This is a genomic window from Dactylosporangium sp. CA-233914 (assembly GCF_050942935.1).
Classification (GTDB): Bacteria; Actinomycetota; Actinomycetes; order Mycobacteriales; family Micromonosporaceae; genus Dactylosporangium.
Genome location: NZ_CP192030.1, coordinates 6,044,492 through 6,057,144, shown reverse-complemented (window position 1 = coordinate 6,057,144; position 12,653 = coordinate 6,044,492). Strand labels below are relative to the sequence as shown.

12 protein-coding genes are annotated in these 12,653 nt (G+C 73.6%); 11 read left to right on the top strand and 1 reads right to left on the bottom strand.

Annotation, left to right across the window (positions count from 1 at the left end):
- Positions 1 to 76 precede the first annotated feature (76 nt).
- From ACQPY0_RS26940 to ACQPY0_RS26890, 11 genes are all read left to right on the top strand, one after another.
- Positions 77 to 1,240, top strand: a complete 1,164-nt coding sequence (locus tag ACQPY0_RS26940; protein WP_432993981.1) for a sialidase family protein — start codon at positions 77 to 79, stop codon at positions 1,238 to 1,240.
- A gap of 74 nt (positions 1,241 to 1,314) precedes the next feature.
- Entirely contained in the window at positions 1,315 to 2,919 is a 1,605-nt protein-coding gene (locus ACQPY0_RS26935; RefSeq protein ID WP_432993979.1) for an ABC transporter substrate-binding protein, read from the top strand.
- 78 nt (positions 2,920 to 2,997) lie between these two features.
- A complete protein-coding gene (locus tag ACQPY0_RS26930; protein ID WP_432993977.1) occupies positions 2,998 to 3,954 on the top strand; it encodes an ABC transporter permease in 957 nt (318 codons plus the stop codon).
- A 13-nt stretch (positions 3,955 to 3,967) separates the two neighbouring features.
- Positions 3,968 to 4,873 carry an ABC transporter permease gene (locus ACQPY0_RS26925; RefSeq protein ID WP_432993973.1) on the top strand — a complete coding sequence of 302 codons (906 nt, stop codon included), beginning with the start codon at positions 3,968 to 3,970 and terminating at the stop codon, positions 4,871 to 4,873.
- A complete protein-coding gene (locus ACQPY0_RS26920) occupies positions 4,870 to 5,865 on the top strand; it encodes an ABC transporter ATP-binding protein (protein WP_432993971.1) in 996 nt (331 codons plus the stop codon). Before ACQPY0_RS26925 ends, ACQPY0_RS26920 begins: the two co-directional genes overlap by 4 nt.
- Positions 5,862 to 6,860, top strand: coding sequence for an ABC transporter ATP-binding protein (locus tag ACQPY0_RS26915; protein ID WP_432993969.1), 999 nt, complete (start codon positions 5,862 to 5,864; stop codon positions 6,858 to 6,860). The genes ACQPY0_RS26920 and ACQPY0_RS26915 overlap by 4 nt, the downstream gene beginning before the upstream one ends.
- Positions 6,857 to 7,837, top strand: coding sequence for a succinylglutamate desuccinylase/aspartoacylase family protein (locus ACQPY0_RS26910; RefSeq protein ID WP_432993967.1), 981 nt, complete (start codon positions 6,857 to 6,859; stop codon positions 7,835 to 7,837). The genes ACQPY0_RS26915 and ACQPY0_RS26910 overlap by 4 nt, the downstream gene beginning before the upstream one ends.
- A complete protein-coding gene (locus ACQPY0_RS26905) occupies positions 7,834 to 8,826 on the top strand; it encodes a Gfo/Idh/MocA family protein (RefSeq protein ID WP_432993965.1) in 993 nt (330 codons plus the stop codon). Before ACQPY0_RS26910 ends, ACQPY0_RS26905 begins: the two co-directional genes overlap by 4 nt.
- Positions 8,819 to 9,514, top strand: coding sequence for a hypothetical protein (locus ACQPY0_RS26900; protein WP_432993963.1), 696 nt, complete (start codon positions 8,819 to 8,821; stop codon positions 9,512 to 9,514). Before ACQPY0_RS26905 ends, ACQPY0_RS26900 begins: the two co-directional genes overlap by 8 nt.
- A complete protein-coding gene (locus ACQPY0_RS26895) occupies positions 9,477 to 10,553 on the top strand; it encodes an alpha-hydroxy acid oxidase (protein WP_432993961.1) in 1,077 nt (358 codons plus the stop codon). Before ACQPY0_RS26900 ends, ACQPY0_RS26895 begins: the two co-directional genes overlap by 38 nt.
- A complete protein-coding gene (locus ACQPY0_RS26890) occupies positions 10,550 to 11,593 on the top strand; it encodes a Gfo/Idh/MocA family protein (RefSeq protein ID WP_432993959.1) in 1,044 nt (347 codons plus the stop codon). Before ACQPY0_RS26895 ends, ACQPY0_RS26890 begins: the two co-directional genes overlap by 4 nt.
- Here ACQPY0_RS26890 and ACQPY0_RS26885 read toward each other — a convergent pair.
- Positions 11,542 to 12,519: an acetylxylan esterase gene (locus ACQPY0_RS26885; RefSeq protein ID WP_432993957.1), complete on the bottom strand. Its 978-nt coding sequence runs from the start codon at positions 12,517 to 12,519 to the stop codon at positions 11,542 to 11,544. The two genes, ACQPY0_RS26890 and ACQPY0_RS26885, sit on opposite strands and share 52 nt — an antisense overlap.
- Positions 12,520 to 12,653: the final 134 nt, after the last annotated feature.

The following is a 12,653-nucleotide window of genomic DNA, read 5'->3' as shown; positions in this document are numbered from 1 at the left end:
GACCGGGCATGACCCACGGTCTAGATTCCCGAGAAATAGAACGCACGACTCACTAGATGAAACGCTGGAGGTTCGGGTGACACAGCTTCGCACCGGCGCCGACGCCGCCTTCGACATCACCGAGACGGGCGTGGTCGTGGACGCCGTCCCGGCGATGTTCCCCGGGCTGACCCGAGCCGGCGGCGAGCTGGTGGCGTCGTTCTCCACCGTTCCCGACGGCTGGCCCGGCGGCACGGTCGGCGTGGTCCGCTCGGCTGACGAGGGCCGCACCTGGTCGGCGCCGCAGATCGTGGCCACCCCCGGCGACGGGCTCGACGCCGTGCTCAACGCGGTCGCCCTGACCACGCTGCGCGACGGGACGCTGCTGCTGCCGTACAACGGCGTGAAATGGACCCCCGGGCAGGGCGTGGCCGGCCGGGTCATCTCCGCCCACCTCCTGCGCTCCACCGACGGCGGCCGCAGCTGGACCGGCGGCGAGCGGCTCGAGCTGGACTTTCACAGCCCCGCCGTCTACGGCGAGATCCTCGAGCTGGCCGACGGCCGCCTGCTGTGGCCGGTCTGGGGCCAGCGCACGAGCGAGGAGCGGTGGCGCTCGGCGCTGCTGGTCTCCGCCGACGCCGGGCGGACCTGGACGGTCGGCTCGACGATCGGCTTCGACCCCGACGCCCGGCTCGCCGGGGCGTACGCCACCCCCGAGGTCGACGGCCTGAGCGCCGACGGCAATCCGGACATCGCCGTCACCAACGACCCCGCGTTCCGCCCGCACAGCCCGATCGACGGGTTCACCGAGACGACCGTGCTCGAACTCGGCGACGGGAAGCTCCTGGCGGTCCTGCGACAGCAGGGCATCGGCGGCGACACGACGATGCGGCTCTTCCGCGCCGAGTCGGCCGACGCCGGGCAGACGTGGAGCCCGTACGGGCCGCTGGGCTTCACCGGCATGTCACCACTGCTGCACCGGGCGGAGGACGGCAGCCTGCTGCTCGCGACCCGCCGGTGCGCGCCCGAGGGAGGCCCCGACGCCCCCGGCGTCGAGGTCCGGCGCAGCCACGACGGGGGCCGGACGTTCTCCGACCCGCTCCCGCTGGCCGACCCGCACGGGTACCGGTACACCGCCGAGTACCAGTGCGGCTACCCCGCCATGGCGAACCTGCCGGGCGGCGACGTCCTGGTCGTCTTCTACAGCTTCGCACCGCATCACGGGCGCTTCGTCGCGTGGAACGAGCTGCGGCTGTCCTAGCCGCACCGCACCCGCCGTGACCTGTGAATTTCCTGTTCTTGTGGCTGATACTGACCCCTGGAAGGCTCATGATCATGCGACGACACACCCGGGCCTTACTCGCAGGCCTGGCCGTGCTCGCCCTGGCCCTCGCCGGCTGCTCCGGCGGCAGCGGCAACGGCAACGGCAGCACCGGCGGCAGCCGCGACGCGACCGTCCAGCTCTACCAGGCCCCGCGCGGCTTCAACCCGCTGCTGGCCTCGATCGGGCCGGACCACCTGATGGAGCAACTGCACTGGGACTCGCTCGTCTCGGCCGGCGCGGACAACACCTACGGCCCGCGGCTGGCCGAGAAGTGGGAGGTCAGCGAGGACGGCAAGACCTGGACGTTCCACCTCGTCCAGGGCGTCAAGTGGAGCGACGGGACGCCGTTCACCGCCCGTGACGTCGTGTTCACGTACAACCTCTACGCCAACGCGAAGAGCGGCAGCGGCTACGCCGGCAAGTTCGCACCCGTCAGCGGCGCGGCGGCGGTCAAGTCCGGCGCCACGACCAGCGTGGCCGGCTTCCAGGCGCCGGACGACAACACCTTCGTCATCCAGCTCGACAAGCCCAACGTCGCGTTCCTCGACGAGCTCGTCCAGCCGATCATGTTCATCCTGCCCGAGCACATCGTCAGCAAGTTCCCGCTCGAGGGGCTGACCGACAACCCGTTCTTCCGCAGCCCGACGGTCGGCCTCGGCCCGTACGTCTTCTCCCGCTGGGTCACCGCGGACCAGGTCGAGTTCAAGGCCAATCCGCAGTACCGCAAGAAGCTCGGCCTGGACCGCGTCTTCGCGCAGTACTTGACCACCGACGCGGCGATGGCCCAGCTGCAGACCGGCAAGCTCGACTACGCCCAGGTCGCGGCCCCGGACGCCAAGCGGATCGAGGGCCTCAAGGGCGTCAAGGTGCAGCGCGCCGAGGGCCCCGGCATCTTCGCCCTGCACACCGCGCACGACTCCGGCAAGCTCGCCAACCCGCTGGTCCGGCAGGCGATCATGTACGCGATCGACCGCGACTCGCTGGTCAAGCAGGTCCTCAACGGCGAGGGCACGGTCGTCGACACGCTGGTGCACGGCCCGTCGTGGGCAGTGCCCAGCGGCCTGACCCATTACGGCTACGACCCGGCGAAGGCCAAGACGCTGCTGGCCCAGGCCGGCTGGAACGCGGCCACCGAGGTGCGCATCGAGCTCACGCCCGGCCAGCGCGACCGCGACACGGCCGCCACGATCATCGCCGGGCAGCTCAAGGACGTCGGGATCAACGCCAAGGTGCAGAATTACCAGGCGGCGGATCTGTCCAAGGCGATCGGCAAGCGCGACTTCGACCTGCTCATCTCCTCCTACGGGTTGTTCACCATCGACCCGGCGTCGATGAACGCGCGGCTGTCGTGCGCGGCGGTCGGCGGCACCAACATCTCCGGCTACTGCGACAAGCAGCTCGACGAGCTGCTGGCCAAGGGCATCGCGACGCGGGACCAGAGCCAGCGGCAGCAGATCTACGCCGACGCGCAGAAGATCGTGAACGAGCGGGTGCCGATCCTCGTGATGTACGTGCCGAACACGATCGCGGCGACCAGCGACCGGCTGAAGGGCTTCAAGCTCAACCCGTCGGTGGTGGACGCGTTCTGGAACGCCGCGGACTGGTCGGTGAGTTGACCCGTCCCGAGATGTCGAGCGGTGCCGCCGCGCCAACCGTGCGGCGGCACCAGCCCGTTGCTCTAGGAGAGTGAGTACTTGATCGCCTTCATCGTCCGGCGCCTGCTGGTGTCCACGGTGGTGCTGATCGGCATCAGCGTGCTGCTGTTCGTCCTGCTGCAGCTCATGCCGGGCGATCCGGCCGAGATGATGATCGATCCGATGTCGTTCTCCGGCGACCGGGACGCGGCCGTCGCGCTGCGGCGCCATCAGCTCGGGCTGGACTCGTCGCTGCCGGTGCAGTACTTCCACTGGGTCGCCGAGCTGCTGCACGGCAACCTCGGCTTCTCGTTCAGCAGCGGCCAGCCGGTCACCGAGGTGATGGCGCAGCGGCTCGGCCCCACGGTGTCGCTCATGGGCACCGCGCTGCTGCTCTCGCTGCTCGTCGGCATCCCGATGGGCGTCGTGGCGGCCCTGCGGCGCAACAGCGCCGTCGACTACGGCACGACCGTGGTGAGCCTGCTGGCCATCTCGGTGCCGAGCTTCTTCGGCGCGCTGCTGGGCATCTACGTCTTCGGCCTCAAGCTGCAGTGGTTCCCGACCAGCGGGATGAACTCGATCGGCGGCGGCGGGTTCGTCGACTCCCTGCACCATCTGGTGCTGCCGGCGTCGATCCTCGGCTTCGCGCTCGCCGGGCCCTACGTGCGCTACGCCCGGGCCGGCATGCTGGAGGTCCTCGGCCAGGACTTCCTGACCACGGCCCGGTCCAAGGGGCTGTCCCAGCGCCGGGTGATCGGCCGCCACGCGCTGCACAACGCGCTGATCCCGCTCGTCACGGTGGTGGCGATCCAGATCCCGACGCTGTTCGCCGGCGCCGTGGTCGTGGAGCAGATCTTCGCCTGGCCGGGCATGGGCCGCATGGCGCTGGACGCCGTCCTCGCCCGCGACTACCCGGTGCTGCTCGGGTTCGTGATGGCGGTCGCGATTCTCGTGCTGCTGTGCAACCTGCTCGCCGACCTGGCGTACGCGCTCATCGACCCCCGGATCCGGCTGTAGGAGGCCCGTACCGATGACTGCCACGGACATCCCGCCGGCCCTCACGGCCGCCGCGCCCGCGGCCGCGGGCGCCGTCTCCCCCGGGCGGCTCGCCGCCCGCCGGTTCTTCCGGCACCGCCTCGCCGTGGCCGGGCTGGTCATGCTCGGCCTGTTCGCCCTCGCCGCGATCGTCCTGCCCTGGTTCCTCGGCACCGACCCCAACCAGGTCGTGCCGACCGCGATCCGTCAGGCGCCCGGCGGCGACCACCCGCTCGGCACCGACTCCGCCGGCCGCGACGTGCTCGCCCGGCTGCTCGTCGGCGGCCGGATCTCGCTGCTCGTCGGGCTCAGCTCGGCGCTGGTCGCGACCGTCATCGGGCTCACGCTCGGCGCGGTCGCCGGCTACTTCGGCCGCTGGGTCGACGGCATCCTCAGCCGCTTCGGCGACGTCGTGCTGGCCTTCCCCAGCCTCATCGTCATCATCGTGGTGGCGGCGTTCGTCGGCCCGAGCCTGCCGACCCTCATCCTGTCCATCGGCCTGTTCGGCTGGCCGACGCCGTTTCGGATCGTGCGCGGCCTGACGCTGTCGCTGCGCGAGCAGGACTCCCTCGTCGCGGTGGCCGGGCTCGGCGCCGGCCCCGCCCGGATCCTGCGCAAACACGTCGTCCCCGTGGTGATCGCGCCGCTCACCGTCGTGGCCACCCTCGCCGTGGCCCAGGCGATCCTGCTGGAGGCCACCGTGTCCTTCCTCGGCCTCGGCGTGCCGCCCCCGACCGCGAGCTGGGGCAACATGCTCAACGACGCCCAGTCGCTGACCATCCTCGAGACGATGCCGTGGCTGTGGCTGCCCCCGGGCATCGCGATCGCCCTGACCGTGCTCGCCGTGAACTTCGTCGGCGACGGACTGCGCGACGCCGCCGATCCGAGGAGGGGCCGATGACCGGCGAACCGCTGCTGCGGGTGGCTGACCTGGTCACCGAGTTCCGCGTGCACGGCGGGCTCGTGCGCGCCGTCAACGGAGTCAGCTTCGACATCCACGCCGGCGAGACGGTCGGCATCGTCGGCGAGTCCGGCTCGGGCAAGAGCGTCACGGTCATGTCCGCGCTCGGCCTGCTGCCGTCGGCCGGTCGGGTCGTCGCCGGGCACGCCCACTTCGCCGGCCGCGACCTGGTCGCGATGCGCGAGCGGGAGCTGCAGAAGGTGCGCGGCAAGGAGATCGGCCTGGTCTTCCAGGACCCGATGACCGCGCTGAACCCGGTGATGACCGTCGGCGCCCAGGTCAGCGAGGGGCTGCGCCAGCACCACCCGGAACTGGGGCGGCGCGCGGCGGCCGGGCGCGCGGTCGAGTTGCTCGCCGAGGTCGGCATCCCCAACCCGAAGAACCGGGCGAAGCAGTACCCGCACGAGTTCTCCGGCGGGATGCGCCAGCGGGCGATGATCGCCATCGCGATGGCCAACCGGCCCCGGCTCATCATCGCCGACGAGCCGACCACCGCCCTGGACGTCACGATCCAGGCGCAGATCCTCGACCTGCTCCGGCGCGTGCAGCAGGAGACGGGAGCCGCCCTCATGATGATCACCCACGATCTCGGGGTCATCGCGGAGATGACGCAGCGGGTCATCGTGATGTACGCCGGCCGCGTCGTGGAGACCGCGGACGTCGACGCCACCTTCCACGACGGCCGCCACCCGTACACCCGGGCGCTGCTGCAGAGCCTGCCGAAGCTGTACCAGCGCGTCGACGAGCTGCCGGCGATCGGCGGGCAGCCGCCGAACCCGCAGCGGCTGCCGGATGGGTGCGCCTTCCGCCCCCGCTGCGCGCGCAGCCACGGCCGCGAGGCCTGCCTCACCCGCCCCGAGCTCGTCGAGACCGGCCCCGGGCACCGAGCCGCGTGCCATTTCCACAACGAGGCCGTGGAGGTGGACGCGTGAGCAGCCCCCTGCTTTCCGTGGACGGCCTGGTGAAGCACTTCCCGATCCGCGGCGGGGTGCTGCAGCGCCGGCGCGGCACCGTGCACGCGGTCAACGGCGTCTCGTTCGCCGTCGAGGCCGGGCAGACCCTGGCCCTGGTCGGCGAGTCCGGCTGCGGCAAGTCGACCGTCGGGCGGACCATCATGCGCTTCCACGCCCCGACCGCCGGGCGGGTCACGTTCGCCGGGCGGGACCTGGGCTCGCTTCCAACCGGGGCGCTGCGCGCCGTGCGGCGCGACCTGCAGTACGTCTTCCAGGACCCCTACGCGTCGCTGCCGGCCCGCATGCCGGTGGGCGAGATCGTCGCGGAGCCGCTGGCCATCCACGGTGTCGGCGACCGCAACAGCCGCCGGGAACGGGTGCGGGAACTCTTCGACCTCGTCGGGCTGCCGGCCGAGGCGATCACGCGGTACCCGCACGAGTTCTCCGGCGGCCAGCGCCAGCGCGTCGGCATCGCCCGCGCGCTCGCCCTGCAGCCGAAGCTGCTCATCCTCGACGAGCCGGTCTCCGCGCTCGACGTGTCCATCCAGGCCCAGGTCGTCAACCTGCTGGCCCGGCTGCAGCGCGAACTCGGCGTCGCGTACCTGTTCATCGCCCACGACCTCGCGGTGGTGCGCCACCTCGCGCACCGGATCGCGGTGATGTACCTCGGCCACATCGTCGAGTACGGCGACGCCGACACGGTCTTCACCCGCCCCTCCCACCCGTACACGCAGGCGCTGCTGTCCGCCGTGCCCGTCCCGGACCCACGACTGCGCGACCCGGACCGGCGCCGGCTGCTCACCGGCGACGTGCCCAACCCGGCCGACCCGCCGACCGGCTGCCCGTTCCGCACCCGCTGCTGGAGGGCCGAGGACCGGTGCGCGAGCGAGCGCCCGCTCCTGCAGGTCCGCACCCCGTCCGGGGCGTCCTCGGCGTGCCACTTCGCCGAGGAGGAGGCGGTGGCGACCCCATGAGTCCACAGTGGATCAGCGAACGGCTGACGGCGGGCGACTGCGGCCCCGGCGTGACCGTGTACGAGCTGGACAGCGGCCGGGCCGGGCCGTCGGTGCTGGTGCTGGGCGGCGTGCACGGCAACGAGGTCGGCGGGATCGTCGGCGCCGGGCGGCTCACCGCCGGGCCGCTGGAGCTTCGGGCCGGGCGGCTGCGGGTGGTACCGGTGACACACGAGGCGGCGTTCGAGGCCGACAGCCGCACCGGGCCCGCCGACGGGGGCAACCTGGCCCGGTCGTTCCCCGGCGACCCGGCCGGCAGCCCGACCGAGCGGCTCGCCGCGCTCGTCGGCGACCGGCTCATCCGCGGCAGCGACGTGCTTGTCGACCTGCACACCTCGACTCCGGCGACCGACATGCCGTTCTTCGCCGGCGGCCTCGACGACGGCGGCCCGGCCGCGACGACCGGTGTCGAGCTGGCCGTCGCGTTCGGCGCGGGCATCGTCTGGACGCACGGCAGCCTCGGCCCCGGCCGGACCCTGACCCTGGCGCGGCAGCTCGGCATCCCGGCGATCTACGTCGAGTCGCCCAGCGGCGGCGTGCTCGACCGCGCCCGGCTGGACGGCTACACCGGCGGCGTGCGCAACGTCCTCGCGCACCTCGGCATGCTCGCCGCCGAGGCCCCGCCCGCCCGGCCGGACCTGTGGCTGCACGGCGACGGCGACACCGACAGCTTCACCGTCACCCCGGCCGCGGGCCTGTTCCTGCCCGAGGTCGCGCTCCTCGACCGCGTCGAGCGCGGCCAGCGGGTCGGCAGCCTGCTCGACCCGCGCGGCCGCGAGCTCGCCGTCGTCGCCGCACCCGAGGCCGGGCACGTGGCCACGCTGCAGCGCTGCGCGGTCGTCGCCGCGGGCACGCCGGTCGTCGGCGTCGCCCCGGCCCGCCCGCCGGTGCTCGACCGGCCGTCCGACGCCGTCCACGCACGGGTGATGGCCGCATGATCGGGGTCGCCGTCCTCGGCACGGGCGCGATCGCCGCCGACCACGTGGCCGCCCTGACCCGGGTCGGCGGCGTCGCGGTCACCCACGTCGCCGGCACCGACCTCGCCCGCGCCCGGAAGATCGCCGCGCTCGCCCCCGGCTGCCGGGCCACCACCGAGATCAGCGACGCGCTCGCCGACCCGGCGGTCACCGGCGTCATCGTCTGCGGCCGCACCGGCGACCACCCCGCCCGGAGCCTGGCCGCGATCGCCGCCGGCAAGCACGTCGTCATCGAGAAGCCCCCGGCGCGCTCCCTCGCCGACTTCGAGGCCGTCGTCGCCGCGGCCCGCCGCGCCGGCGTGCGGGTGATGGTCGGGCAGACGACCCGGTTCCAGCCCGCCGTGCGCACCCTCGCCGCCGCGGCCCGCGCCGGACAGGTCGGCAGTCCGCGCGTGCTGCACCTGGCCTGGTACGTCGGCCACGTCTGGCCCGGTGGCTGGAACAGCTGGCAGCTCGACCCGGCCGCGTCCGGCGGGCACCTCGTCCACAACGGCATGCACCCGCTCGACCTCGCCATCGCCCTTGTCGGCGACCGGCCGGTGCGGGTCTTCACCCGCGGCTGGTGCACCCACGCCCCGGACCTGCCGACGCCGGACAGCTTCCACGTCACGGTCCGCTTCGCCGGCGGCGCGGTGGCCCTCGCCGAGCTCTCCTACGGCCTGCGCCGCCCCGGCGCCATGCTGCGCCGGATGACCCTCGCCGGCGATTCGGGCACGCTCGCCCACGACACGGCCGCCGACGCCACCCTCGGCGGCACGCCCGTCACGGTCCCGCCCGCCTCGATCGCCGACGCCCTCCACCACCAGGCCGTCCACACCGCGGACGTCTTCGCCGGCCGGGCCGAGCCACTCATCAGCCTCGACGATTCCCGCGCCGCGCTCGCCACGGCCCTGGCCGCCCAGCGCTCCCTGGACACCGGCGCCCCGATCGAGGTGACCCTCGATGCCTGACCGCGCCGAGGCGCTGTTTGCCGCCGGAAAGCACGTCCTCGTGCGGCGGCCGTCCCGCGCCGTCGACTGCCGGAGACTGGCCGGCATCGCCGCGGCGCACGGCCGCCTGTGCGCCGTCGTGACGCCTGCCCTCGCCCCGCCCGTCCGCCGCGCCCGCGCGTGGGTCGACGCCGGCCACCTCGGCCTCCCGCGCAGCGTCAACGTCGAGTGCCTCGGCGGCCGTCTCGGTGACGCCGTCGACCTGGCCCGCGCCCTCACCGGCTGCGATCCGATCGAGGTGTACGCCGAGGGCACCGCCACCGCCCTCGTCGCCTCGCTGCGCATGACCCACGGCGTCGTCGCCTCCCTCGTGGTGGCCGACGCGCCGGGCCTGTCCTCGGTCACGGCCCGCCTGATCGGCTCCCACGCCCACACCGAGATCGACCTCGCCGCCCCGGCGGTCCGCCGGCACGGGCCGGACGGCGTGCGCCTGTCACCCGTGGAGGCCACGCCGGAGGCGGCCGCACTCGCCGAACTGCGGGCGGCCGTGCGCACCGGCCGCCCCCTGACCTACACCCTGCACGACGCGGCGGTCGCCGCCCAGACGGCCGCCGCGGCCCACCAGTCGATCGCGACCGGGCAGCCGGTCGCCGTGCCGCGGGAGACGGCCCATGACGCACACCGTCAACGACCTCGTCAACCTCGATGACTACCAGACCCGCGCCCGGGAGTTGCTGGACCCGGCCGCGTACGACTACATCGCCGGCGGCGCCGACGCCGAGGTGAGCCTGGGCCTGCCCCGGCGGGCCCTCGACGCGATCCGCCTGCGGCCCCGGGTGATGACCGACATCACGACCTGCGACCTGTCCACGACGGTGCTCGGGCACCCGGTGCCCGCCCCGATCCTCGTCGCGCCCTCCGGCGACCACGGCATCGCGCACCCCGACGGCGAGCTGGCCACCGCCCGCGGCGCCGCGGGCACCGGCACCGTGATGGTCGTCAGCTCCGGCTCCACGTACCCCCTCGAGGAGATCGCCGCCGCGGCCCCGGGACCGTGCTGGATGCACCTGCCCCTGCTGCGGGACCGCGCCCTCGCCGTTGACCTGCTGCGGCGGGCGGAGCACTCGGGGTACAGCGCCATCTGCCTCACCGTCGATCACAAGGTGATGGCGAAGCGGGAGCGCAACATCCGCAACCGCTGGTCGACCCCGCCGTCGCCGAACTTCCCCGCCGCCGCAGTGCCGCGCGCCGAGTGGGACGTCACCGGCGACGCCATGCGCAAACGCTTCGACGGCCTGCTGGACCGCGCCGCGACCTGGCCCTACGTCGCCTGGCTGGCGGAACGAACGACGCTGCCGATCGTGGCCAAGGGCGTCCTCGCCGGCGCCGACGCGGCCCTGGCGGTCTCCTCCGGCGCGGCCGCCGTCATCGTCTCCGACCACGGCGGCCGGCAGCTCGACACCGCGGTCCCGCCGATCGAAGCACTGCCGGAGGTCGTCGCCGCCGTCGGGGACCGCGCCGAGGTCTACGTCGACGGCGGGTTCCGCCGCGGCACGGACGTGCTCAAGGCGCTGGCACTGGGCGCGCGGGCGGTGCTGCTCGGCCGCCCCGTCATCTGGGGCCTGGCCGTCGACGGTGAGGCCGGGGTTCGTGCGGTACTGCTGATGCTGCGCGACGAGCTGGAGACCGCGATGGCCATGTGTGGCGCGGCCTCGCTGGCCGACATCACGAAGGAGCTGCTCCGATGAGCATCGGCGTCGGGGTTGTCGGATCCGGGTTCATGGGGCGCACCTGGTCGGCGGTGGCCGCGACCTGCCTGCCGGGCGCGCGGCTGGCCGGGATCGCGGGCGGGTCGCGGGCGCCGGAGGTGGCGACGGAGTTCGGGTGCCGGCTCTTTCCCGCGGTACCGGATCTGATCGAGGACCCCGCGGTCGACGTCGTCGTCGTGGCCAGCCCGCCGGCCGCGCACCGCGACCAGGTCGTGGCCGCCGCCCGCGCGGGCAAGCACGTGCTGGTCGAGAAGCCGATGGCGCAGGACCCGCGGGAGTGCGCCGAGATGGTGGCGGCCTGCGACGAGGCCGGCGTGCGGTTGGCGGTCGTGTCGCAGCAGCGGTTCCGGCAGGTGCCCGCCACCGCCAAGCGGCTCGTCGACGAGGGCGCGATCGGACGCGTGACGATGGTCCGGGCGCTCGGCCCCGAGGTCGGCTTCTGGGACACCGCGAAGACCCGCGACGCGTGGAAGCTCGACCCGGCGCAGCAGACCGCCTACGCCTCGTGGGGCGCGCACGCCTGCGACCTGCTGCGCTGGCTCAGCGGAGCCGAGGCGGAGGTGGTGTTCGCGCTGTTCGGCGAGTTCTCGTCCCAGCCGCCGCCGATGCGCAGCGCGATGGTGACGTACGGCCTGACGGGCGGCGCGATGGCCCAGGTGTGGATGAGCTACGACATCCCGCCCCCGGGCCTGGGCAGCGGCCTGCAGTTCCTCGTCGTCGGCGCCACGGGGATGATCGAGTTCGACGCGTACGGCACCCTGCGCCTGGCCCGCGACGGCGCCTGGAGCACGGTGACGCGCCAGCCGGACTTCGACGCGGCGAACCCGCGCGACCCGGTCCGGCTCGGCGCGTACGCCGCCCAGCTCGGCGATCTGCTCGACGCGGTCACGCAGGGCCGTCCGCCGGCGGTGACGGGTTCGGACGGCCTGCTGACCACGCGGATGCTCCACGGCGCCGAGCGGTCGGCTCAGCGCGGCGCGAGCGTGTCGTTGAGGAACCTCAGCGTGTCGGACTCCTGAAAGACCTCGCCGCCCTCGTGCCCGTTGTACGGCCACACGCAGATGTCCTTCGGCCCCGCGTAGTGGTTGTAGGCGGCGAACACCGTCGAGGGCGGGCAGACGTCGTCCATGAGCCCGACCCCGAACTGGCCCGGCGCCGTGGCCCGCGCGGCGAAGTTGACCCCGTCGAAGTAGCTCAGCGTCTCGAAGACCCGCTCGACGTCGGTGCGGCGGGCCTTGAGGTACTGGGCGATCTCCGCGTACGGCGTCTTGTCGGTGATCTCGGTGGCCCGCCGGTAATGGCACAGGAACGGCACGTCGGCGACGATGGCGGCGACGTCGGGCACGAGCGCCCCGGCGGCCAGCGCGAGCCCGCCGCCCTGGCTGCGCCCGTAGACTGCGACCCGTTGCCCGTCGACGCCCGGGTGGGCGCGGACGGCCTCGACGGCGCGGGCGGCGTCGGTCATGATGCGCCGGTAGTAGTACCGCGCGGGGTCGTCGAGGCCGCGGGTCATGAAGCCGGGGTACTGCCCGGTCTGCGGCGCCGGCTCGGGGTCGGGCGTGATTCCGGGCCGCCCCGCCGAGCCCTGCCCACGGCTGTCCATGACGAGGTGGGCGAAGCCGGCCGCGCTCATGAACAGCCGCTGGTGGGCGAGGCTGCGGCCGCTGCCGTACCCGACGTACTCGACGACGGCCGGGACGGGCCGGTCGGCGTTTCGGGGCATGAGCAGCCACGCCGCGATCCGCTCCCCGTTCCACCCGGCGAAGCGCACGTCGAACACGTCGACGGTGCGCAGCCCCGAGTCGACGGCGACGAACTCGGCGGCGATGTCGTGCCGCCGCGCCTCGGCGAGGGTCCGCGCCCAGAACTCGTCGAAGTCCGCCGGCTCGACGCGGTCGGGCCGGTACTCGCGCAGCTCGGACAGCGGCTTGTCGAACATGACCATCGGCGAACCCCGTTCCACTAGATGAAACGCTCTTTCCATTTACGTCTGCGATCTTGCCGCCGCCCGGATGGCGCGTCAAGGGCCGGCTCACCCCCCGCGAGTGTTGAACGGCCCCGGCCGCCGACCGACGCTGA